This is a genomic window from Rubrilithobacter danxiaensis (assembly GCF_047272945.1).
GTDB classification, from domain to species: domain Bacteria; phylum Bacteroidota; class Bacteroidia; order Sphingobacteriales; family Sphingobacteriaceae; genus Rubrolithibacter; species Rubrolithibacter danxiaensis.
In genome coordinates, this window is the sequence record NZ_JBKOPS010000003.1 from 115,732 (window position 1) to 141,354 (window position 25,623).

Consider the following 25,623-nt stretch of genomic DNA (forward strand, 5'->3'; position numbering starts at 1 on the left):
TTTCGCAAAGATAGGTTTTGATTTTGTCAGTATATATTGTAATTCAAATTTTAGACATTATCCTATCCCATTAACAGTATAAATGGATTCAATCAGAAGATGAACTAAATTAGAACATCTTACTTAACTGTGTACATCGAAGGCATCTCATCACCAAAAAGAATGTAGGCATTATTTTTAAATGCCTTAAAATCAGTTTCTGCTGCATGACCTTTGTAAGGTGTCCAGTAAGCATCTTTGGTATTGGCCCATACCAGCGCGTACGCAATTTCAATTTTATTAGTCTGCAGCGCTTTAGCCAACATCGAAGTATACCAGTCATTACGGGTTAAATTTTGCAAGCCTGTTTCGGTTAATGCGGCCAGCTTATTTTTCTTTTTTGCATAATCAGATACAATTTTCAATTTATTTGCTGCTATTGCAGGAGTGCTTTGTTTCATGTCTTCGTAATTATCCATCCCTACCAGGTCAACATATTCATCACCCGGATATCGCTCCAGGTATTCACTTTCGGAATTAAAGTTTCTATCCGGCGACCACGCGTATAGGAAGTTAATAACCCCTAAGCTATCCCGCAAATAAGTTACTGTAAACTGGTACAGGTTTTTATATTGATCTGCAGTGCAATGTGATTTTCCCCACCAGAACCAGTCGCCATCAAATTCGTGAAAAGGGCGAAAAATAACAGGGATTAATTTACCATCTGCCCCCATTAGAGATTTTGCATATTCAGCAACCTCTTTTAACGACTTTTTATAAACGTCGTGATGACTGCCGCCAGGTAAAATTTTACTTACCGCTTCTACCGGAGAATCGTTCCAGTAAAAACTTTCTTGCGAAACGGGATTGGCATAATGCCAGCAATAAGTATTTACTCCTCCCCTGTTATAGGCATCAACTGTTAAATCATGCGCTATTTGTTTCTCGTAATCAAACCAATTACCATTCTCAAAGCCGGCAATATGAAGAAAATCCCAGCCATACACTGCCGGATAAGCTCCGGTTACTTCTTTAACATCCGATTTCTCCCGCGGTACTGGCGGTAAATGCTGCTCATTCGCCCATTGGGATCCCGCATTGATCACCCCACGTTTGGTATCATCCTGGTGCCCGAACAAAACGTTGGTTTTAGATAATTTTTTAAGATTATAAAACAAAGCTGCTGTTTCATAAGTGGCATTCTTATCCGTAAGCCATAATTTCACAGTGCTAAAAGCGGGAAATGTATCTGCAGGATTGGTTATGCTTGTATCCGGTTTTTGTACCGGCTTTTGAGGAGAAACCTCCGACTTTTTACAGGAAAATAAAGTTCCTGCAGATAAAACCACTGCGGATATAGTTATAAAGGTTGTTTTTAAATACATTTTACAAGATTTTATTGGCAAATTCTTCCTGGTTATCAGATAAATAAAAGTTGATTCCAGAAAAAAGGGCCATCCCCCGATGGCCCTTAAACTACTAACTAACCACTATTACAACTCGGTTACTTTACTAAAATAACGTCGTCAAAATAGAATGTCTCATCCTGGTCGTCAGGTCCCTTAATCCAAAATCCTAATTGTTTAAAAGGTCCTCCCTGACTCCAAAGCTCTAGCTGAGAAAGCGGAATTTTAAAATATGTCCATTCATTTGCAGGAATTACAATAGGTGCTGTTTGGTCTGAATTTCCATAACCACCTTTGCGCTGATCTCCGGTAATATAAAGAGTATACTCTTTTGAAGCACCTTTTACCCAGAATGATAAATACTTATAATCGGCAGAGTAACTAACTCCAGGCCACCAGTTTGCAAATCCATCAGCACTCCAATTTCCTTTTACATAAGTAGCTTTGAAAGACTTGGTACCCGATTTTGCAACGGTAGAAGAAACTTCTGCAGGTCCCCATGAACCATTTGAGAAGCCTTCACCATAATCTTCGGTAAAAATTTTAAAGGTTTTATCCATGTTTACAAAAACCTGTGCAGTTGTAGCAGGCCCCGTTGAATTTGTAATATCCAATTGTACTGTATTAGCAGTAGTTGCAGGCATTGTTATTACCAACTCTTTTTTTGATTGTGACACGATGGTTGCCTTGTCAGCTGTTCCTTTTAAAGCTACAGAAGTTACATCTCCAAGATTATTACCTGTAAGCTTAATTTCTGTACCTGCTGTAAAATTGTAATTAGATACAGCGCTAACAGTTGGAAGAGCAACTACATTAAATGGTACCATTATTTGTTTACCAAGCCTATTGGTAATAATGATGTTTTGAGCACCGCCGCTTGCTGTATCAGGAACTCTGAAAACAATTGCATTGTCGGTATTGAAAACCGGATTAAAAGATGCAGGAACGCTGTCTTTTTCAAAAACGATACTGGTGATATCACCAAGTCCGCTACCTGTTAATGTTAATACTTCATTTCCTTTTGCTTTCTCAGGTACAAGTTTATCTGCTTGTGGATTTGATGAAGCTTCGCTGCCTGTTTCAGCTTCTTTCTGGCAGGATGTTATTGTTACGACACCTGAGAAAAGAGCGAAAAGGAGAATTAATAATTTTACTTTTTTCATTTCAGTAATTCCTTAATGATTAAAATTTCCTTTAATTATTGATAATAGGGCACAGCAGGTTCTAACAGTAAAGGATCGATTACAGTTTCTGCCTGTGGTACAGGAAGAAAGAGTTGTGATTCGGAAGTTAGAGTAGCTTTAAAGCTGGTAAGCTGGCCATTTCCTCCCAGTGTTCCTCTTTCCTGTTTCGCGATCATTTCTTTAGCTTTTGCAAATCCCTGACGTTGAATATCAAACCAATAATCACCTTCAAATGCAAATTCTACTTTCCGCTCATGAAGAATATCGTCTAATGTTATGCTGGATACACTTGGTAAACCTGCTCTGTTATGCACTTGATTAAAGGCACTTAAAGCACTTGCATCGCTGGTAGAGGCTGCTCCTCCCAGTGTTGCTTCAGCATAAATAAGTAATACATCAGCATAACGAAGGATGTATGTACACATACTTGTATGGCTATCGGGAGTAACAAATTCATTAGTTCTGTTAGGCCCCACCACATATTTTTGAATATTAGAACGGGTTCCTGTGAAAATAAAATGATCATCAGTTGTTTTACCTGTTGTATCGTAGGTAAAACCGTCAGGGAAATTATCATTTACCCAATCAGCCCGGTGAAAACCCTGTTCCATAACTGACCAGCCGCGTCTTTTATCGTTTTGAGCATATCCTGTAGCAGGATTTAACATATCAAACGAAGGGATTACAGCAGAATAACCGTTACCGCCAGTTGGTTTTGGTTTTAATAAAGGCTGCGGACCAACATATAACTGGTAACGATTTCCACCATTCCAACCCATTGTTGCCAACCATCTTAAAGAAAATAAAGATTCTTTATTATTGTTATTTGCTACAGATGAAGAAGTGAACATGGCATTATAATCGTTCAGAGCTATACGTCCTGTTGCATTCGCATAGTCAATAACCTCTTTCGCCTTTATTTTAGCATTTTCATAATCTTTACTGTATAAATAAAGTTTAGCCATCATTCCTTTGGCAGAATATTTGGTTACGCGACCATCCTGGTAAGATACTTCAGGCAGGTTTGCTTCGGCGTATTTCAAATCTTCAAGTGCAAAGCGAAGCACGTCTTTCTGAAGATAACGTGGAACAAGATATTTACCTGGCTCCGTCAGAGCAATCGGATTATCTACAATAGGAGCATCACCAAATGTTCTGGCAATGTAGAAGTAAGCAAATCCACGAATGAATCTTGCTTCAGCTATACCTACATCAAGGTAAGAAGGATCGCTCACTTTTGCTTTTTTAGCTTCAAACGTTTGAATTAATACAGAAGCCTGACCAGCAGCTTTATAACATGATTTCCAGGTGTCTGCTATCAAACCGTCTGTACTCTGAATATTAAAATTGTAGAAAGAGTTGTATTGCGCATTACCTTGTACACCCGTTACAGTTCCGCCTAATACATCGCCGACTGAAATAAACGCCTTATCTGACCAATCATTCCAAACAGAATTATATAAAAGACCTGTAGCACCGTTTACCTGTTCTGCATTGGTATAATAAGTATCGGTTGTGGGCCCGGTTGTGGAAGGATTATTGAGAAAATCTTTTTTACACGAAACTCCCAGACAAGCCAGAACACTTAACAGAAATATATTTTTGATTTTCATTTTTTTAATTTTTCTGGTTATTAAAATTCTATGTTGGCACCAATAGTGAACGTACGGGGAATTGGATAATGCCCGTTATCAACATTCATAAAAGTTACCGAGTTGTTTAAAGCTCCTAACTCCGGATCGTAGCCAGAATAGTTTGTAAATGTGTACAGATTCTGCACTGATGCATATATTCTCGCAGTAGAAACTTTAGCTTTATTGATTAAGCTTTTAGGTAAATTATATCCTAATGCTACGTTCTGAATTCTTAAATAAGAACCATCTTCAATAAAACGGTCAGAAATACGAAGGTTATTGTTAGACCACTGATTGTATCTTGGTAATGTTCCGTTAGGATTACTTTCTGTATATCTGCCTAAAACTGTTGTTAATTGATTATTATATGGAGAACTTAAGGATTCTGTTTGACGACGGGTGTAATTGAAGATATCAGCACCATAACTTCCGTAAAGGAATACAGAAAGATCAAAGTTTTTCCAATTAACAGTATTAGTCATACCAAAAGTGAATTTAGGATTAGGATTTCCGATAGTTGTAACATCTTTATCATCGATTTTTCCGTCTCCGTTCAGATCTTTATAACGGATATCTCCTAACCATAATTTATCAGGGGCAACTGCTAATCCATAGTCAATTCCATTATTTAGTTCTGCTTCTGATCTGAATAAACCATCAGTTACATATCCATAATAAGACCCTACCGGTTTACTTTGTTGAGAAAGTGTAATTAATGACTTCGTTCCGTATTCATCAAACTGCCCAACGATAGTAGCGCTTTCTGTATTCAATCTGTTTAAGATGTTTTTATAGTGGCTAAATGTAAAGTTGGTTTTCCACTTGGTATTCTTACTTTGAATATTATAAGATGTCAAACTGATATCAAACCCGGTATTTGTCATTTCTCCATCATTTGTAATAGGAGTTTGAATATCATTCCATGCTGTTCCTAAACCTGAAAACGCACCTAACTGAGTTGGAAGTAACATGTCGGAAGTTATTTTCTTATACAGATCTACGGTTAATTCCAACTTATTGTTCAAAGTGGTTAAATCGACCCCCGCATTGTAAGTCTTAACTGATTCCCATGATAAAAATGGATTTTCAACATTAGAAGGAAGACCACCCGCACCAAAAGGAGCAACACCAAATAAGGTAATATTAGAAGTATAAGGATTATTTCCGCTTACTCCCTGCTCTCCTACAAGACCGTATCCCAATCTTAATTTAAGATAATTCAAATATTTTGAGTCCTTTAAAAATGGCTCATTTGATGCTGTCCATGAAACAGAACCTGCCGGAAACGTTCCCCATCTTTTACCAGGGCCAAAACTGGAAGAACCGTCACGACGGATAGTACCGCTTACAGAGTATTTATTATCATAAGTATAACTTCCGCGAGCAAAGAAAGATTCCATACTCCAAACTCCTGCACCGGCACCAATGCCCTGTGAAAGGTCAGCATCCCCTGCGTTTAAAGAAGGAAGATTCAGAACCAGGTTATTTCTGTTTGCATTGATATAATCATAAGTAGACTTTTGAACTTCATGACCTGCAGTTGCACTGATCGAATGTTTACCGAAATCTGTGTTGTAGTTCAGGTAATTCTTTAAAAGCCAGTAAAGACTATTGCTTCTTTGCTCCCTTAAACGGCTCGGGCTTAATATAACAGCCTTTGTTTCCGGGTTTTGAATATACGGCTGGTAAGCTTTATCACTGGTTAAACTAAAATCATAGTTTCCTTCATTTCTTAAGGTTAGCCCTTTTAAAATATTAATTTCAGCATATAATGCACCAAATGCTTTTGTACCGACAGTTCTAACATCCCTTGAACTTGCTAAAGCAACCGGGTTATTCGGATTACCAAAAGTGCTTCCACCAATAACGTTCTGTGAAATGAAATTTCCATTTATGTCTCGTACAGGTGTTGCAGGACTGTTATATAACACGGTACTTGTTACGGCATCAAATCCATCAGAAAGCCCAATCTTTTGATTACTTCTTGATAAATTAGTGCTGAAACCTGCTTTCAACCACTTTGTTACCTGTTGGTCAATATTAGCTCTTAATGTATATCTTTTAAAGCCGGTTTCTATAAGTGTTCCGGTCTGATCAAAATATCCTCCCGAAAAATAATAGGTCGTTTTATCAGAACCTCCGGAAAAAGATAGTTGATGGCTCATAGTAGCCCCTCTCTGATAAATTTCATCCTGCCAGTCAGTTCCATGACCCAGTAGACCAGGATTTTTAAATTCACCCACACTGTCTAATCCGCTTCCTGCTGCTCTTATTTCCCCCACAAGAGAATTCATATATTCAGCATATTGACTAAGGTTCATTACAGATAATTTTTTGGGAACTTCCTGTACTCCGTAGTAGGTATCGTAAGTTATTCTCCCCTGGCCTGTTTTACCTTTTTTCGTATTGATTAAAACTACGCCGTTAGCACCCCTGGATCCGTAGATAGCCTGTGCCGAAGCATCTTTTAATATGTCGATAGATTCGATATCGGCAGGGTTTAATGTTGCCATAACACTTTGCCCTGTCTGCCCGGATCCACCTCCCAAAAAGTTTTGTTCAAGGCTGGAGCTTGTTCCCATTAATGGAACTCCGTCAATAACGTACAAAGGTTCATTTCCATTTACCGATGTAATACCACGTACGCGAACAGAAACACCGCCGCCGGGCTGCCCGCTATTGTTTGTAACGCTTACACCCGCAACTTTTCCTTGTATTGCCTGGTCGATACCCGCAACGGGAAGATTTTTAATATCTTTCTGAGAAACAGAAGAGATAGAAGACGTTACATCTGAACGGCGTATTGTACCGTAACCAATTACTACAGCTTCGTTCAAAGTTGTAGCAGATTCTTTTAACACCACCTGAACTACACTTTTGCCAGCTACAGTAACATTTTCCTGCTGCATACCAATGTAAGATACCGTAATTACATTTTTACCGGCAGGAACATTGATTGAGAATGCTCCGTTAGCATCTGTTGACGTCTGAATTTTAGTATCCTTTACCGATACCGAAGCTCCGGGAAGTGTGATTCCCTGTTCGTCAGAAACTGTTCCTTTTACTACCCGGTCCTGAGCAAAAAGAACCGAAGCTACGCCAGTAAAAAGAGCCAGTAAGACTACTTTTTGTAAAATTTGTCGCATAATTTTTGTTTAGATTAGATTTTACTGAATTGAGGTTTTGTTAGTTTAAATCATTGTTACTTGTTTTCTTTTGACTCATAATCTGTCTCCTTTTCCCTTTCTCTGACTTATTAAAAAAGTTAATGGTGCTATTTTTTTGTTAATTAATTTTTATTTGAATTGGTTAGTTTCGATTGCAAGGCCTCTATCGCATTTGCCAGGTATACGGCCGGGGCGTTCCAGTTAATAGCTATTTCATTAGACGCAAACGATGCTGCAACATCTGCATAAGCGGTTTCTGGTTCTTTAAATGCATAGGATACTTTATTTCTCACGTCCTGCATCCCTGCATTTGGCCCACCCACTAATAAACCAGGAACCGGTTCTGCAATTCCATCCGCTACCGAAGGGCGGTGATGCGGATTCATACTCGGCTTACTGCCAATACCTGTTACAAAGCAATAACCCGTTGCATTTCTGCCAAGTAAATAATCCACATTGGTTAAGGCGTTATTTAAATATTTACTATTTTCCGTTAGCAGGTAGGCGTTAATTAATACAATACCCTGGTTTGCGGCAACAGCACTGCTTCCCCAGATAAAGTCCTTCACCCTTCCGCCCATTACTGTTTGAAAAGCATTTGAAGGAACTTTTGACATCAGTGCATCCGCAAGGGTGATTATTCTTTTATTCAGTACCTGAATCGTACCTTTTGCATACTCAGGAAGTTTTTCCTTAAACCTGTTCAGTGTATAATAACCCAGCATTTCTACATTGCTCCAGGATGGAAGGGAGGGACTTTTACTTAAATTATTTACCGCTGACTTATAAAACTCTTTATTACCTGTTGTTGCGAAAAGCTCGGATGCGGCCCAAAACCATTCATCGTTCAAATGATGGTCTCCGTAAGCACCGGTGGTAATTTTAGGCTCAAATTGTTCATTCAGCTCATCCTGATTGTACAGAAGAGCAGGATTCTTGCGAGCCCAGTTCCATGCCTTTTGTGAAGCTTTCAAACACGAATCAGATAATCCGGGCAGTTGCTTTTCGAACTGTTTAAAAATGCGGGCTGCCTGAGCAGTGACTGCAGCAAAATCAAGAGTAGCTGCTGTACTTTTTTGAACTAAATATCGGGGCTTTTTGGTCACGCCCGGCATTACCATTCCGTCAAAAGCGGCATTGGTACATTTATGATAAACTCCTCCATCGGTCGGGTCTTGCATGGTAAGCATCCAGTGAATGTTATACAAGGCTTCATCCAGTATATCCGGAATCGCATTACCGCTTTCAGGGATATTTGTATAGAGATCATTAAAATACGCTGGAAAATCTTCGTAAGCAGATAAAATGGTTCCGGTTGTAATACCGCTGTTAACTATGTACTTGTTATAATCGCCCGCATCATACCAGCCTCCCGGAGAAGAAACGACAAAACCGGCAGGACGGGATGAACTTGCTGCTGAAGGATGAATCAATACTGCTGTATCTGGATGACCGGAAGGACGGCTCCATTTTCCTGCAAACTTCAGATCAAGAGCAACAGAAGACCGGATAAAATAAAAACCTTTTAACAATGCTTCTCCCGCAGGCTGAAGTACATTTTTATCTATACTAAAAGGATACGATTTACCAACACCGGGAATGGCCAGTGTATAATGCCCCTGTTTCTCCAGAACAGAAAAATCTGCAACGGTAGTTTTTAACGAAGAATTTTGAGATTGACTTGCCGCACTTGTTACATTTGTATAAACAGTATCGCCGGAAGCCTCGTTTATAACATAAAAAGGTTTACCGGAAATATCTTTGGTAATTACTGCAATTTTTAAAGCATTGGGGTAATATCCCAGCTGGTTAATTTTTATTTCTTCCGACTGAGCAAACACGTCAGAGTTTGCAGCTCCCAAAAAGGGAACAATACAGGCAAGCTTTAAAAATTTTCGAATACAAGAAATACCCATCAGGTTTTATAATTGGATGTCTAAAATTAAGATGTCACACTATGAGCAGTGGTATCAGAATGTTTATGTTTAGGTAATAAAATGTTAACTTTTCAAGCTTTCTGTTAAGCAGAGGCCTTTTTTATGAAATACATTAAACGCAATAAAGCTAAATTTCAACAGAATCTTTCTCAGTTGTTTTTTTCTCCATACGCTTTTGGGAAGCATAAGCAGAAGGCAGAAGACCAAACTCCGCTTTAAAATATTTAGCAAAATATTTAGGGTTATTAATTCCTATTTTGAAGGCAATTTCAGAAACGGTCAGTTGTGATTCTTCCAGCAATTGCGCTGCTCGTTTTAAACGAAATGACCTGATAAACTCTATGGGCGATTTTCCCGTCAAACCCATCATCTTCTTATACAAGGCAACCCTGCTCATGTTAAGATCCCTGCTTAAATCTTCCACTGTAAATTCTGAATTGGATATATTTTTCTCTAATATCTGAAGTGCGTTCTGAATAAATTTTTCATCAATAGATGCTATTTGCAGATCTACCGGCTTTGCTTCAACACGCTTTTGATATGTTTTTTTCATTGAACGATGCTGATCGAGCAAATTGCGTATCTTGGATAAAAGAATCTCAAAATTAAAGGGCTTACTTATGTAATCATTCGCCCCGGTTTCAAGCCCTTTCAACTGTTGATCTTCCCCCGCTAAAGCAGTAAGCAGTATTACCGGAATATGATTGGTGCGGGCATCGCTGCGGATCTTGTTACAAAGCTCTATCCCATCCATTTCGGGCATACTTATATCCGAAATCACCAGGTCAGGATGTGTTGACAGTAACTTACTCCAGCCTGCCTTACCATTTTGAGCTTCCGAAATATTGTAATACTGTTTCAGGTTATCTTTTAAATAAAATCGAAAATCTTCGTTATCCTCTATGAGCAGCAAAGTTTGTTTTTTCGGATTCCAATCATTTTTTTCAAATCCGTTCATGCTGCCTGCTTCGTGGAGAGATGTTCCATTGAAAGATAACTCGGTTAAATGGTCGGCATTTTGCAATGGAATTTCAATCACAAAACAGCTCCCCTGTCCCGGCTCGCTTTCAACCTGGATGTTTCCACCATGAAGCGATATAAATTCTTTAGTAATTGCCAGACCTATACCGCTGCCCTGGTTAACTATTGATCCGGGCATTTCATTTTGGAAAAACCGGTCGAATATCTTATCCTGCTTATCTTTTTCTATTCCGATACCGGTATCGCATATTTTAAACCGGAGTATTGCTGTCTGGTTATCTGATATTTTTAATATCAGGTCCAGACTGATCATCCCACCTTCGGGCGTGAATTTAAAGGCATTCGATAAAAGATTAAAAAGAATACGATCAATCTTATCGTGATCGAATAAAGCATGGAATGAGTGAATATTGGATGAATATTCAAATTTGATATTTTTCTTTTCAGCAAGATCTGTAAAGGAATAAAAACATTCTTTAACAAACTGAATGATATCTGCCTTTACCGGCTGCAGTTTCAGTTCCTGAACTTCCATTTTTCTGAAATCAAGCAGCTGATTAACCAGGTTCAGTAATCGTTTTGCATTGCGTTGTACCAATTGCAGCTGGCTTTTCTGCCCAACATCTTTGGTTTGATAAATAATACGTTCGAGCGGACTAAGTATTAACGACAAAGGTGTTCTGAACTCGTGGCTTACATTGGTAAAGAACTTGATTTTCATTAAATCGAGTTCATGTGTCCTCCGTGCATCCTGGCGTTCCTGCTCAATAGCAAACTCATCCCTTAATTTTCTTATTCCCCTGTTTCTTATATATAACAGAATTCCCAGTATTGATAACGCGTATAAAACGTATGCCAACGGAGTTTGCCAGAACGGCGGAAGAATAGTTATTTTAAGTGCAATTGCTTCTTTATTCCAACTTCCTGCACCGTTTGAAGCCTTAACCTTAAAAGTATATTCTCCGGGATCGAGATTGGTAAAGGTAGCTTTACGTACTTTCCCATCGGTTGTAAGCCATTTATCGCTAAAGCCTTCCAGGAAATAAGCATATCCGTTCTTTTCGGGATTAATAAAATTAAGTGCAGCAAATTCTATTGAAAATATGTTTTGGTCATAATTAAGTTCTATTTCATTTGTAGCGGTAATGGAGTGATGCAAAACTGTTTTACCGTCTACTTTCTGGCCAATAGATAAGCTGTTGTTAAATAATTCAAAATCAGTAAAAACCAATTTTGGAGGAGTATTATTTATTTTGATTTCTGCCGGGTTGAACAAATTAAAACCACTTATACCTCCAAATACAAGTTCTCCCTTCCGGGTTTTTAAGGCAGCATTTTCATTAAATGCCCTGCCCTGCAAACCATCTGCCTCGTTATAATTCCGGAAATAAAACTTATAATCTCCTTTTTCAGCTTTTTTGAGGGTAATATTTGAAAGTCCGTTAGGAGTACTTACCCAAATATCACCATCCTGATCTTCCAGAATTGCAATCGCCGTGTTATCAGTAAGCCCGTCTTTAGTACCCAGTAGTTTTACTATTTCCCGCTTTTGATTAAAAATAGTGATTCCTTCCCAGGTTCCAACCCATATTAAGCCTCTTGAATCCTGCAAAAGAGACAGTACATTGTTATTGGTAAGGGATTTCGGATTTGTTTCGGAATGCTGGTAATGAGCAAAAATATTGGATGGTTTTTCAAGCACGTCAATGCCGTTGGCGGTTCCTACCCAGATATTTCCGGCTTTGTCCTCAATCATCGCCGATATATAATACGCCTGCACCGAGTTAGGTGCATAAGCTGGAAAGTGCCTGAATATTTTTTCTGAACGATCAAACAAATCAAGCCCGTTACTGAAAGTGCCGATCCATAAATTATTATTGGAATCTTCCATAATTTCCCAGATACTGTCGTCGGAGATACTGGAAGGGTCAGAACTATTGTGTTTAAAGTGAATGAATCTCTGCCCGTCAAAACAATCAAGCCCACCTAAGTATGTTCCAATCCATAGTTTCTGCTCATGATCCAGAAACATACTTACAATTACATTATTAGCAAGACTGTTAGGATCGTTGTTGTTGTGTTTATACTGTTTATACGAATTAGAGACCCGGTCAAAATAAATAAGCCCGCCGCCATTTGTACCAATCCACAGGTTGCCTTTCTTATCTTCAGCAAAGGCATTAATATCTTCAAAAGGAAGGCTGGAGAGTTTGGATACCAGGTGTCTGAAAACCGGGAATTTACTAATATCGGGATGATAATAACTTATTCCCTGCTTAAAAGTACCTATCCAGATTACCCCGGCAATATCCTTATAAATTACATTGACACTGTTTTGAGATAAACTCTTGTCATCGTCGGGGCTATTGGTAAGGTAACGAATAGTCCAGTTGGTTTTATCTATCAGGTTTATTCCTCCATGATCTGTGCCTACCCATATAGTCCCCTTATCGTCCTGTACCACGCTTCTGACAAGATTTGCGTTTAAACGTATCTTACCTCCCGCTGTTGAAAAATGCTCCACTGATTTTTTTTCAGGATCAACATAATAGATTCCTTGTGCATTCTCGCTGAGATAAGCCCATACTTTATTTTCCTTATCAACAAAGATGCGGAAACCTGAAATACCGGAAGATTTAGCTGTAATTTTTGTTCGGTAAATAACGCGTTTAGTTACCGGGTGCAGCTGTTCGAGCAGGCCATTAGCGTGAACTATCCATAAATTTCCGCTTTCATTTTCGGCTACAGATGTGATTTGCCCGGGTGAAATAAGATTCCTGTCTGCTGCACCTGAACGAAGGAGGATTGCCTTTTTAGATTTTGCACTGTAACTGTAAATCCCTGTATCCGTAACGATCCAGAAATTTCCGTTTCTCCCCCTTTTAATAACAGTCAGAATTCCCTTAACACCGATGGATTTAAGAAATGTTTCCGGATTTGAATCAAAAGATTCTTTAAGCGGATCATATATATTAAATCCAATATGAGTTTGTACCCATAACTTATTTCCCGGACCTTCTTCAATACTTACAATATAATTATCGTCTATACTGGTAGAATCTCCCTGTATATGTTTAAATACCTTAAACTTATAACCGTCATACCGGTTTAACCCCGTAGCGGTGCCAAACCACATAAATCCTTTGGCATCCTTTAAAATACTGCTAACCTGATAGTGGGATAAACCAGCGTTGATATTGATTCTGGAAAAGGGATATTGAACCTGTTGTGCTGATGCAGAAATTAATATAAATACAAAAAAAACAAGTAATGACAGCCTTCTTTTCATTTCCCTTTCTACTATAACCTTCTCCGGGGAAAGATAAGAAGCATTAAAACAATATCCAAGAAAAAGAAAATTGTTTATTAAGATATTACTAGTTTGAGCAAAGGCTTATTGCTATGTTAAATACGACAACATGCATAGAATCTGCTTTTTAAAGCAGCTAAAACTGCAGAGAAGTTGCAGATAAAATCAAGTGTAACCACTAATTTATAAATAGAATGAAATATTGGCATACTATTTTCTAATCTATAGTTATTGAAAGATTTATTGCGTGTTAAAAAATAGATAAAAAAGAAGTATTTTTATACTATATTTCAATTATCGTTTCAATGTCTTTCTTCTTTCTTTTTACAACTATTTCTGCAAACAAACGTAAAACAGGGAAAAATGGCAGATTATAAAGATTAGAATAAAATGGCAGATAAAAAGATTAATATAATTTATGTAGATGATGAGGAAAATAATCTTATTTCCTTTAAAGCTACTTTTCGTTTAAAGTACAATATAACAACTGCTTTAAGCGCCGATGAAGCAATTAAAATAATAAAAACGAAGCCTGTAGAAATTATAATTACAGACCAGCGGATGCCCAACATGACGGGGGTTGAATTTCTTGAAAAAGTACTGGAAATTTCTCCCGATCCGATGAGAATTTTGCTAACCGGTTATGCAGACATGAACGCTGTAATTGATGCTGTAAATAAGGGAAAGATTTTCCATTACCTGGCAAAGCCTTGGAACGAAGAAGAGCTCGACATGACAATTAACCGGGCCTATGAAATTTACCAGAAAAACCAGGAAATTAAAGAAATGAATGAAAAGCTTGCCACTTCTAACGATCAGTTAGAATTTCTGGTAAGACAAAGCCTGCTCTCCTAATTTAATCTCTTAATGAGATTAAATTAAGAGGCTCTTGACAAATCCTTCTCCGGAGAAAGATTTCCGATAACTCCAGAAAAAATTGCGCTGGAAAGCGGTTTATTAAAAAGATGCTTTACAGAAGGGTAATTTCTGATCCTGTTTAAATCAGATTCATTAGTGGAAGAAGTAAGCACAGTAACAAAATAACGTGATTTTATTTCATCGGTAAATTCTTCAAAAGCTTCTATAAATTGAAATCCATTCATTATAGGCATCTGGATATCAACCACTAATACTATTTTCAACCCTCCTTTATCATCTTCGCTTTTTATTAACTCCAAAACTTCCTTTGCATTAATAAATGAACGCACACTGGCATTTATGCAAGTTTTTTGAATTATTCTTTCTGTAATAAAGCTATCGAGTTTATTGTCATCTATCACTATAAAATGCAGGGCAGGTAGTTCCATCAATTAACCAATTTATGCCCCATTTTACGTTATTTATTAGGAATAGTTACTGTGAATATTGATCCCTCGCCCAGAACTGACTGAACTTTCACTTCTCCATTTAGTTTCAATAATGCGTCTTTTACAGTATAAAGTCCAAATCCGGAACCTACTTCTTCTGATGTTGCCCTGAAAAACAGATTAAATATTTCACCAATATGACTTTCGTGAATTCCTATTCCATTATCTCTTACCGAAATAGTGGCAAAACCATTTGCGATCTTAATATTCAGCTCCACCATTTTGTCGGGGTTATTCTTCCGTTGATATTTAAATGCGTTCGATAATAAGTTATTCATTATTATTTTTAACGACATTTTATCACTGCGAAAAGGCTCCTGTTGAGAGAAATGAGTATTATAAGCTATATTACTCATTTTAGCTGTTATTCGATAAGTTTCCTGAAGTTCCTTAATTAATTCGTTAAAATCTATCAGAGCGATCTGAAGTTCACCACGGTTAATGTTATAGTAATCGTGAATGCTTTGAATAAAACTGTCCAGGTTTTTTACCGATTCTTCCATCAGACTCAGCATTTCCCTTATCTCGGTCATTTCATTAATATGCTGCGCAAGTTCGATTGCACCCAAAATACTTACCAGAGGGCGTCGTATATCGTGAGTAACACTGTAGGCAAACTTATCAAGTTCATCGTATGCTTTCTGTAATTCCTTATTTTTTATAGAAAGCATCGAATTCGTCATGTAATATTTATCCCCCTCATTAATGGCAGATCTAATATCCGTATCTGTCCAGGGCTTTTTTACATACCTGAAAATATTCCCCCGGTTTATCGCATTAATTACCGATTCTATATCAGTGTAACCTGTTAATAGTATTCGTATGGGATGAGGAAATTCGTTTCTTATTTCTTCAAAAAACTGTACACCAGTTTTATCCGGCATCCGCTGGTCGCAGAATATGATCCGGATATCGGCATGTTTTCTTAAAATCTCAATTGCCTCGGTAGTATTGGCGGCTACGTAAATATTATAATCAACTCTGAAAGACGCTTTAAAGCCAACAAGGTTATTTACTTCATCATCGATATATAATATTTTTATTTTTTCTGCCATAAAAAATCTCTGGGGAAATGTGCGTTTTAAAAATCAGCGTAAATTTACTATTGTGAATGATAACTCACACAAATAGTCACATTTTTATATTGCTCATTTTATCCGAAAAAATACACACTTTAGTTACGTTGTTACAATTTCGTGAATCACGGGCAACTCTAATGTAAAAGAGGTCCCCTTTCCAGGTGCAGATTGAAGATGTATTTGCCCGTTATGCTTTTTGATGGTATTGTAGGTTATAGACATGCCTAAACCAGTTCCCTCTCCTACTTCCTTTGTGGTAAAGAAAGGCTCAAATATTTTCTTCTGCGTATTCTCATCCATACCGGTACCATTGTCTTCAATTTTCACAAAAACATGTTTCTGATCGAACCAGGTACTTATTGATAACTTACCACCCGGATTATCGTCGTGATGCTTATTTATGGCATGTATGGCATTTGAAATAATATTAAGAAAAACCTGATTCAATTTACCAGGATAGCATTCGATAAGAGGAATATCACCATAATTTTTCTCTACCGTAATATTATTATTTAAAAGGTGGTTCACAATTACAAGCGTCGAATCCATTCCTTCGTTTATGTTCGCCTTTTTCAGGTCGTCTTCATCCACTCTCGAAAAAATACGCAATCCTTTTACAATTTCGGCAGTTCTGGATGCTCCTTCATGAATTCCTTTTAATAAGTGGCTGATTTCAATCTTCAGGTAATCAAAATCAATCTCTTCTTTATATTCTTCTATTTGCTGCTGCTTTTCGTTTACCGAAGAAGCTGACAGACCCACATCTTCAATTTTTGTTACCGCATCCAGTAAAATTTCAACATCACGCTTTAAAGGATTTACATTAGAGGTTACAAAATTGATGGGATTATTAATTTCATGGGCAATTCCCGCTGTCAACTGACCTAAAGACGCCATTTTTTCTGACTCTACCAGTTGTGTCTGGGTTTGTTTTAATTCTTCTAAAGTTTGATGAAGATCTGTATTTGACTTTTTCAATTCCGCCGTACGCTCATTTACTTTTTGCTCCAAAAACACATTCTGCTCTTTAATAATCCGCTCGTTCTCTTGTGCGGCTCGTAACGCCTGGGCTTGTGATTTTTCTTTTTCTTTTTTAAGAATATTTATTTTATCAGCTAATGCAAGAGAAAGTAAAATAACTTCAAAAACAATACCTACCTGCATAGTATAATTTGTAAAACTATTATAAGGTAAGATGCCGAGATTTCTTAATACATATAAAATTAAACCAGTAAAAAACATGCTCCATGCTAACAGATAATATTTAGCTGGTCGATAACCCTGTAATGCTATAATAATTGCTACAAGATATATGATAGCAATAGTTGACAAAGCAGAAATATCAATCATTCTATAACTTGGATGATCAAAACCAATAAGTCTTAAAACAATTGCTGTACTATATAAGAAAATTGATATTAAAAAAAGGTTATTAAGGCGTGGTGCCCTCTCTTTCGTTTGTAAAAACGATTTAACAAATAAGACTCCAAATATTCCAGCTAGTCCGGGAAAAACAACAAGACCTTTATTAAATATTTCTGGAGAATTTGGAAAAACATAGTGATAAGTATATCCTGATAAAGAAGCTTGTGTTAATCCAATAAAAAAAGTGTATAATACATAGAAAAGATAACTTTTGTCTCCTGTGGAAATAAAAACAAAAAAATTATATAGAATCATAACTACTAAAGCCCCAAGAAGTATTCCCCAAAGAAGATCTCGCGTAAGAAGCGAGTCGGCAATTTTTTGTTTAGTACCTATAATCAGCGGCAGAATCATCTGTTCACTACTTCGAACTCTTAAATAAAAAGTAACGGTACTATCTTTGGGTACGTTAATATCAAAAAGAAAATTAGGATGTTGATATTTCCTTTCATTAAAAGAATTATTATCACTAAGCTTTTCTACCTTATATTCACCCTCAACAGGATAATAAAACTCACAAATATCCAATGTTGGATATTCCAATGCCACAAGAAGATCATTTTCATCTGTTTTATTATTCACACGAAACTTTAGCCAAAAATCAGATTTACTTAAACTAAAATTAGGAATTGCAATTTCTGATTCTTTAAAGTTTGATGAGAAACGAACTGATTGAAAATCTAGCTTATTAGTAGTATCTTCAAGAATAGAAATGTTTTTACCTATAATTATATTTTTTCCCTTAAAGATTACAGGTTCTTGAGCAAAAGTAGTGGCTATAAATACTATTTGCAGCAGTATAAGAACCAAAAATACTTTGTTTAAATTATATCTCATAGGCGGTTACTATTAAACTTGCTATCTTTTTATTTGTCTATAATCAGCACTTGGTTTAAAGGCAAGCGATAGCTTTTTAACTCTGGTTCATCACTTATCGCTATTTTAGCAAGAAATACTTCAGCGAAATTATCCTTCACATTTATAAGATCTACAAATTTCTTCCTTAGCCTATTTAACTCCTTTATACTTTTAGAGCCTAATCCTTCCCCATTTCCATGCAGTGCACGAGGAAAAAGGTACAAGGGTGAAATAAGAGGGTGAACCGCAATATCAAGATTTGTTGCAGCGAGCCAGAAACGTTCCATGGAACGACCTCCTTCAAAAAAATTTTTAAGATTATATTCTGGTAAGATAATCATACATAAAGCAGATGCAGAAGAAACTGTTCTTTTTGCAAGCATATCCAGGGCATATCCTCCATCCAAATCATTAAGTGCAGAAATTACTTTTTCATTCTTAATGACATCCAATGCGGCTAATTGCGAATTAGTTAAACCCAGCGTTTTTACATATATACCGTCTTTTGTACGCTCTGTTTCTTCCTGTGTCCACCTCATTTCCCGATGTACAAAATCAAAATGACCATCAGGATTTAAAATTCTAATTCTATCGCATGCTCCAATAATTTCAGCTAATAATTTTAAATCCTCCTCTGACGTAAAATACTTTAATTTAGCTCCTGAAATAGACTCTGCATACTTCAATAAAACATCTAAAGAAGCAGGTGATATATCAGATTTAGGCGCTAAATTCCGATTTGTATGCCGTTTATATATTGCATTATCCAAAGGGATAAGAAATTGCGAAAGATTTTGATCTGAAACAGGTTTAAAACGAATAGATGCTACCAGTTCCTGGCGTGAATTATTCGGCTGAAATTCATGTGTAACTTCTATTCCTTTTTTTAAAGCATGGATAGAAAGGTTCTCATAAGCGGCTCCAAGAGTAATATAAGAGGCTATTTTTTGAAAATCGCCGAAAGAAAATGACCTGAACTGATCGTGGAACAAATGAAGTGTTCCTTCCTGATACAACCATTTCCATGGTTGGTCATTTCCTGTAGAAGGAGCAGCGCAAGCGGCCTCAACCAGTTCTTTAATTGTAGCCGGATCCGGAGTGATATATCCCTCCCTGCTTTTAATATCTTTTACAAGACTCTTCATTTCTTCTACACCGAGGGGAGAAAACGGATTTGCTTTATGCACCGGAGCCGCAACATCCTTCTTATCTGAAATAAGCTCTTCCAGATCTATATAATACCTGCCCGATTCATGAAACTGATCCAATAAAACGCGTCTGCATACATCTGCACCTACCGCCCCACCTAATGCAACCGAACTGGCAAGCTGGGGCCAGGTGTTTATAGTTTGTTGCACTTCGACCATAGAAACCTTTCCACGAATTGAAATATTTTCCACTCCCAGCATTTGTAACATGATCGGAATTTTATCCTCATTAGAAAGACCTTTGATATTGTCGGCATTTACGTCTTCGACTGTTCCATGAAGAATCGGACGTTTGGGATCTAAATCGAACCGTTCCACATCCAGCATTCCACGGTCACTTGTATCCATCAGCACTGGTATTCTTAATTCACGTGCCTTATACCTGCAAATAATTTTCATATCCAGGCCATCGCACTCGTCAACAAGCAAATCGAGTTTTCCGTCTCCAGTAAAAAATGTGTCGATATTGTGTTCCATAAGTCCCTCAAAAAAACAGGTAACTTTTAGAAATGGGTCTATTTCTGCAATCTCTCTTGCTGCTATTACAACTTTGGGAACACCAAGGTTATACACAGCAGTGCGTATCCGGTTAAGGTTACTTAATTCAAGCGTATCAAAATCAGCCAACCGAAGCTCCCCAAATCCCCGCTCCATCGCCAATGTAAGCGCAATAGACTGACCTACAGACAGCCCGACAATCCCTATTTTTTTCCTGCTTAAAATATCCCGTTCAGCCCGGGTAATCTTATACTGGTTCCTGTTTGTTCTTACTTCCAAAAACTCATCTTCATCCAATAAGTGCACTAAACGTCGATTCCAGGGATAATATACCCAAACGCCATATTCCTTTATATTTTTCCCTCCTAAATGAGTTTCAACAAGATGGGGATAATCTTCAGAAGCTATTCGCAAAGAAGGTTTTTTACTTTTAATCAGCTCCACTAACTGCCCGTATATTTCATCATGTATAAAAACTTTCCCCTCCCTTATTAATGTATCATATGTACTCTTATCTAAGGGGTTATCAATTTTTAGTATTAGCGGTTTATAAAGATTTATATCTTCTAAGTCAGTTAATCCGTTTACAGTTGCTTCCATAATATCTTTTTTATTACCAATAACTTTAGAAAATATTCAAATTATCTTCGTCTATGTGGCCTTTAATAAAATTCTTTTTGGCATTAGCGATCATCTGCTTTAAATCCCATTGACTAAGATTTGGAATTTCAATTTGATAATGAATAGTAATTTCCTTTTTCCTCAGTTCTTCAACTCTGGTTGCATTTAATTTTTCTCTTAACGCGAATACGGCATTCCGTTCTTCATCGTTTGCCTTGCTCATCGTTTCCACATCTTGTAAAATCATAACAGTTGCAAGAAGATCCCGCTTAGGATAAAAAAAAGTTCCGTTATTCCCGATATGTGTTTCAATTTCATACCCTGCATTTTCGCCCATCTTTACTGTATAGGGAGCGCATAAGGAAAAAAGTGATTTAAGGCCTATTTGTGTCGAAATAGCAAGACAAGCACGAGATAAAAAGATACTTCCTACTCCGTATCCTGCTATTTCCCTTGAATTCCATAAGCCGCACAACTCGCCTGTACCTTCCTGTGCATAATCCCAAACAAGATCAAAAATCTTTGGATCTAATGCTCCGGTTGCTTCTTCAATCGGTAAAGGTTGTGAACCACCGGCAACATGTACACGAGCTCCACCATATACTTTTTCCCCGTCCAGAGATTCAACAATTAAAACAAATGCGCCTGGATTTGTTGTCCACTCTTCTTTTGATGATGTTACCTTGGTTACACCTATACTTGTTAAAACATGCTCATGCCCTTTTATAAATAATTCACAGGCCGCAGGATCATCTATAGCCCGGAAAGCTCTTAATCGAACTTCGGGATTTTCTTTATTCAGACTAGTTTCCATGGATTTTTTGATAATAGATTAAGGTACCGGAGGTAAATGAGCTGTTTTTTAAAACCCGTAAAAAGAATATCTTCATTGCTGTTTGCTGATATAAAAATAAGATAGTCGGAAAAAACAGAACCGTCAGCATACAAATTTCGGGCATAGCTAAATAAAGTAGACGATAACAAACGATTCCTTTATACGATAAAAGCTTATGAGAGTTTCTAAAATTATTCTTTTTTTCACAGGGGCATAGTTAAATGTTTTAAAATGAACACTATTTATTATGAAGATTAAATTTAATTAAAACCAGAAAATGCCTGATTTGCTTTAATTTTAGTTGACGTGTTATCACCTGGTTATATTAACCTTCTTCACCTGACATTTTTCAACGTCCCTTTCGCGACGAAAAAACTACCAGAAATCTTTTTTTTTCTTTAATAAATGCGTGTAATCCGACGCTCCCCCGCTCAGGTTATTTGTTTACTTACCTCTTTTATACAAAACTTTGATTATTAATTTCAGTTATCTTTATTATTTCCTTTTTTCTTTTTCTAATGATTTAAATGGAAACTCTATCACACATCCTGCAGCACAAAATCATAGCAATTATTCGGGGAGCCAAGCCAAAAGATATCCTTCAAATTGCAAATGCCCTTAACATGGCAGGGATAAAAACAATGGAGATAACTATAAACTCTCCCAAAGCAATGCATGTTATTGAAACCCTTGCAAATGAAATGAGCAACGAAATGCTTATTGGCGCCGGCACAGTACTTGATCCGGAAACTGCAAGAACTGCACTTTTAGCGGGAGCAAAATTCATTATTTCACCTACGTTGAATACAAAAACGATAAAAATGACTAAACGTTACGGTGCAATAAGCATTCCAGGCGCTTTTACTCCTACAGAAATATTAAAAGCCTATACAAATGGCGGCGATATTATTAAAGTTTTTCCGGCCTCAGTTGGAGCTGCTTATTTCAGTGACCTAAGCGGCCCTCTTCCTCATATTCCTTTGATGCCAACAGGAGGGGTCAATATAAATAACATTGCAGAATTTAAAAAAGCAGGTGCCGTAGCTTTCGGACTGGGGAGCGCACTTGTTAATACAAAAGAAGAAGTGAATGAACTTTACCTGCAAAATCTTACAGAAAGAGCAAGAAAATTTAAAGAAGCGGTTTCTGATATTGCTTAACAGACAATTATGAAAATTACCAACTTCAGATTATTCCAGGTACCGCCACGCTGGCTGTTTTTAAAAATTGAAACCGATGAGGGTATTTCGGGCTGGGGCGAACCGGTTATAGAAGGCAGGGCAGCAACAGTTAAAACTGCAGTCGAAGAATTAATGGAAAATCTCACCGGGAAAAATCCATTAAATATTGAAGACCATTGGAACGTAATGTACCGGGGTGGATTTTACCGCGGAGGTCCAATTCTGATGAGTGCGATTGCCGGTATCGACCAGGCTTTGTGGGATATTAAAGGAAAGTACTTCAATGCTCCTGTTCATCAGTTATTGGGTGGCAAGGCAAAAGACAGCATGCGAGTGTATTCCTGGATTGGGGGAGATCGTCCTGCACATGTCGGGCAGGCTGCCAAAAGCATGATAGAAAAAGGTTTTACCGCTGTAAAAATGAATGCAACGGAAGAAATGTCGTATGTTGATTCATATAAAAAAATTGATGAAGCGGTAGCACGTATTGCAGCGGTTAGAGAAGCAGCCGGACCAGATACAGGAATTGGCGTTGACTTTCATGGACGGGTACACAAGCCAATGGCTAAAATCCTGGCCAAAGCACTGGAACCTTATAATCCCATGTTTATAGAAGAGCCTGTTCTGCCCGAAAACAATGAAGCATTGCGTGAAATTGCAAAACATGTTTCAATTCCAATAGCTACAGGCGAAAGAATGTTTTCAAGGTGGCAGTTTAAAAATCTCCTTATTGACGGCTACGCAGATATTATCCAGCCGGACTTATCTCACGCGGGCGGAATAACGGAATGTAAAAAGATCATTTCCATGGCCGAAGCTTTTGATGTTGCCGCAGCACCTCATTGTCCGCTGGGGCCCATTGCACTGGCAGCATGTTTGCAGGTAGACGCCACTTGCCATAACGCCTTTATACAGGAACAAAGCTTAGGCATACATTACAATGTAGATAATGACCTGCTCGATTACATTACCGACCGTACAGTTTTTGAATACGATAAGGGATTTGTAAAAATACCTGAAGGACCCGGACTGGGAATTGAAATAAATGAAGAACTTGTAATTGAACGCGAAAAAATAGGCCATAACTGGAGAAACCCGGTTTGGAGAAATACAGACGGAAGTGTAGCTGAGTGGTAAATTATTTAAAACATGCAGATACCTGAAAAATTTTTAAGCTGCGATTGGGGAACCTCTTCTTTCAGGCTACGTCTGGTGGAAACGGAGACGCTTGCCATACTTGCTGAAGAAAGCTCTGATGAAGGAAATACGAATACTTTCAATTTATGGACCGAAACGAAACAGCCCGAAGAGAAACGTTTTGCCTTTTATCTTTCAATCATTCAAAATCATATTCATCAACTAGAGCAACAGCAGCGGATTAATTTAAATGATGTGCCCCTGGTAATCTCCGGTATGGCATCTTCCACCATTGGCATGCTCGAACTTCCTTATAAAAATATACCCTTTTTAACGGATGGTTCTGATTTAGCAACCCAAATAATTCGGCCACAAGATAATTTCAGGCATAAAATAATCCTTATATCGGGAGTAAAAAGTGAAGATGATGTAATGAGAGGTGAGGAAACTCAACTGGTAGGCTGTTGCTTCGATAATTCTCCAAAAGGACAGTTGTTTATTCACCCTGGCACACATACCAAACACATTTATATAAAGAATGGGAAAGTGTTAAAATTTAAAACATATATGACCGGCGAGTTCTTTTCTTTACTATCCGGTAAAAGTATTTTATCATCCTCTGTTGAAAAAGGGGGAAATCTTAAAGAACCCGATACAATGCGTTTTTTTGAAAAAGGCGTAAAAGAAAGTCTCCGTCTAAACCTTTTGCATACCAGTTTCATGGTTCGTACAAATATGCTTTTTCAGAAATGCAGTAACCGTGAAAACTACTATTATTTAAGCGGTTTATTAACAGGATCTGAATTAAAGGATCTAGTGAATTCCCCTATTGAAACCATTACTTTGGCTGGCGAAGAGGTACTCTTAGACAACTATCTTGCAGCGCTTACTATATTAGGAATAACAGATAAAACTTCTGTTACGGTAAAAAATGCCGATGAAGTAACCATAAAAGGACAATTCGAGGTTTTAAAGAATGCCGTTTAATACCTCATCGGTTCTTCCATAGCGGCTCACGCTTATCTTTAAAAGCAGCCAAGCCTTCCCGTGCATCTTCCGAATCTTTTATAAGTTTCAATTTCTCAAGCAGGAAAGCGTATCGTTCATTTTCAACAACATCCGAAAGCGAATAAAATGCTTCTATCCCTTTTTGAATAGCAAACGGCGAATTTTCAATAATCGACTGAATCAGGTCGTTTTTCTTTTGGATGAGCGTTTCGGCAGTAGCAAAATGGGTAACCAATCCCAATTCCAGGGCTTCATTACAGGAGTAACTTTTTGCCAGAATACACATCTCCAAGACTTTTCTGGGCGGAATGATTTTCAGCAACGTAGCCATCACCTGCATCGGGAAAATCCCACGCTTAACCTCAGGCAGTTCGAAGCGGGAATTTTCAGTTGCTATAACAAAGGTACAACCACCAATAATCAGAAAACCGCCACCTAAAACCGGGCCGTTAACAAGGCAAACAGATGGCTTGGTCAAATTTTTAAAAGCATCGCCAAAATTTACTTCCTTTTGAGCAGCGGGCAGCGTTTCATTCTTCTCATCAAGTTCTTCATTTTGGAAAACATTCAAATCCATTCCTGAACAAAAAACTGGTCCGGCTGCTTCAATAAGTACGCACCAGATATACGGGTTGCTTTGTGCATACTCCAGTGCATAAGCTATTTCCTTAACCATTAAGGGGGTAAAGGCATTTCTCTTTTCAGGCCGGTTCAGTTTTATAGTAAAAACTCTGTCAGCCACAAGGGTTTGAATAAACCGGAAATTAACAGCAGAAAAATGCAGAATAGCTTCTTTTGCGTAAAACAT

The 25,623-nt window shown here is 37.6% G+C and carries 16 protein-coding genes; 4 read left to right on the forward strand and 12 right to left on the reverse strand.

Going from position 1 to position 25,623, the window contains the following annotated elements:
* Positions 1 to 119: 119 nt before the first annotated feature.
* From ACLCDL_RS04615 to ACLCDL_RS04640, 6 genes are all read right to left on the reverse strand, one after another.
* The gene (locus ACLCDL_RS04615; RefSeq protein ID WP_423147101.1) at positions 120 to 1,364 is read right to left on the reverse strand and encodes a glycoside hydrolase family 26 protein; all 1,245 of its coding nucleotides are present in this window, start codon (positions 1,362 to 1,364) and stop codon (positions 120 to 122) included.
* Positions 1,365 to 1,483: 119 nt separating this feature from the next.
* Complete coding sequence (locus tag ACLCDL_RS04620) at positions 1,484 to 2,548, reverse strand: IPT/TIG domain-containing protein (RefSeq protein WP_423147102.1); 1,065 nt, start codon at positions 2,546 to 2,548, stop codon at positions 1,484 to 1,486.
* A 35-nt stretch (positions 2,549 to 2,583) separates the two neighbouring features.
* A complete protein-coding gene (locus ACLCDL_RS04625) occupies positions 2,584 to 4,182 on the reverse strand; it encodes a RagB/SusD family nutrient uptake outer membrane protein (protein ID WP_423147103.1) in 1,599 nt (532 codons plus the stop codon).
* 20 nt (positions 4,183 to 4,202) lie between these two features.
* On the reverse strand, positions 4,203 to 7,349 hold the full coding sequence (locus ACLCDL_RS04630) for a SusC/RagA family TonB-linked outer membrane protein (RefSeq protein WP_423147104.1): 3,147 nt from the start codon (positions 7,347 to 7,349) through the stop codon (positions 4,203 to 4,205).
* A 143-nt stretch (positions 7,350 to 7,492) separates the two neighbouring features.
* Positions 7,493 to 9,286: a glycoside hydrolase family 9 protein gene (locus ACLCDL_RS04635; RefSeq protein ID WP_423147105.1), complete on the reverse strand. Its 1,794-nt coding sequence runs from the start codon at positions 9,284 to 9,286 to the stop codon at positions 7,493 to 7,495.
* 148 nt (positions 9,287 to 9,434) lie between these two features.
* A complete protein-coding gene (locus tag ACLCDL_RS04640) occupies positions 9,435 to 13,577 on the reverse strand; it encodes a hybrid sensor histidine kinase/response regulator transcription factor (protein ID WP_423147106.1) in 4,143 nt (1,380 codons plus the stop codon).
* A 411-nt stretch (positions 13,578 to 13,988) separates the two neighbouring features.
* Here ACLCDL_RS04640 and ACLCDL_RS04645 point away from each other — a divergent pair, with 411 nt between their 5' ends.
* Positions 13,989 to 14,453 carry a response regulator gene (locus ACLCDL_RS04645; RefSeq protein WP_423147107.1) on the forward strand — a complete coding sequence of 155 codons (465 nt, stop codon included), beginning with the start codon at positions 13,989 to 13,991 and terminating at the stop codon, positions 14,451 to 14,453.
* Between the two features lie 23 nt (positions 14,454 to 14,476).
* On the opposite strand, the gene ACLCDL_RS04650 is transcribed toward ACLCDL_RS04645, so the two are convergent.
* From ACLCDL_RS04650 to ACLCDL_RS04670, 5 genes are all read right to left on the reverse strand, one after another.
* Positions 14,477 to 14,905, reverse strand: a complete 429-nt coding sequence (locus ACLCDL_RS04650; RefSeq protein ID WP_423147108.1) for a response regulator — start codon at positions 14,903 to 14,905, stop codon at positions 14,477 to 14,479.
* A 29-nt stretch (positions 14,906 to 14,934) separates the two neighbouring features.
* A complete protein-coding gene (locus ACLCDL_RS04655) occupies positions 14,935 to 16,020 on the reverse strand; it encodes a hybrid sensor histidine kinase/response regulator (protein WP_423147109.1) in 1,086 nt (361 codons plus the stop codon).
* Between the two features lie 123 nt (positions 16,021 to 16,143).
* Entirely contained in the window at positions 16,144 to 18,306 is a 2,163-nt protein-coding gene (locus ACLCDL_RS04660; RefSeq protein WP_423147110.1) for a sensor histidine kinase, read from the reverse strand.
* 29 nt (positions 18,307 to 18,335) lie between these two features.
* Positions 18,336 to 20,633, reverse strand: coding sequence for an Rv1355c family protein (locus ACLCDL_RS04665; RefSeq protein WP_423147111.1), 2,298 nt, complete (start codon positions 20,631 to 20,633; stop codon positions 18,336 to 18,338).
* A gap of 25 nt (positions 20,634 to 20,658) precedes the next feature.
* Positions 20,659 to 21,468: a hypothetical protein gene (locus ACLCDL_RS04670; RefSeq protein ID WP_423147112.1), complete on the reverse strand. Its 810-nt coding sequence runs from the start codon at positions 21,466 to 21,468 to the stop codon at positions 20,659 to 20,661.
* Between the two features lie 548 nt (positions 21,469 to 22,016).
* Here ACLCDL_RS04670 and ACLCDL_RS04675 point away from each other — a divergent pair.
* Genes ACLCDL_RS04675 through ACLCDL_RS04685 form a run of 3 tightly spaced genes read left to right on the forward strand, consistent with a single transcriptional unit; the run spans position 22,017 to position 24,794 of the window.
* Positions 22,017 to 22,649 carry a bifunctional 4-hydroxy-2-oxoglutarate aldolase/2-dehydro-3-deoxy-phosphogluconate aldolase gene (locus tag ACLCDL_RS04675; RefSeq protein ID WP_423147113.1) on the forward strand — a complete coding sequence of 211 codons (633 nt, stop codon included), beginning with the start codon at positions 22,017 to 22,019 and terminating at the stop codon, positions 22,647 to 22,649.
* Positions 22,650 to 22,658: 9 nt separating this feature from the next.
* Entirely contained in the window at positions 22,659 to 23,807 is a 1,149-nt protein-coding gene (gene dgoD, locus ACLCDL_RS04680; RefSeq protein ID WP_423147114.1) for a galactonate dehydratase, read from the forward strand.
* Positions 23,808 to 23,819: 12 nt separating this feature from the next.
* Entirely contained in the window at positions 23,820 to 24,794 is a 975-nt protein-coding gene (locus ACLCDL_RS04685) for a 2-dehydro-3-deoxygalactonokinase (protein WP_423147115.1), read from the forward strand.
* A 4-nt stretch (positions 24,795 to 24,798) separates the two neighbouring features.
* On the opposite strand, the gene ACLCDL_RS04690 is transcribed toward ACLCDL_RS04685, so the two are convergent.
* On the reverse strand, positions 24,799 to 25,623 hold the full coding sequence (locus ACLCDL_RS04690) for an enoyl-CoA hydratase/isomerase family protein (RefSeq protein WP_423147116.1): 825 nt from the start codon (positions 25,621 to 25,623) through the stop codon (positions 24,799 to 24,801).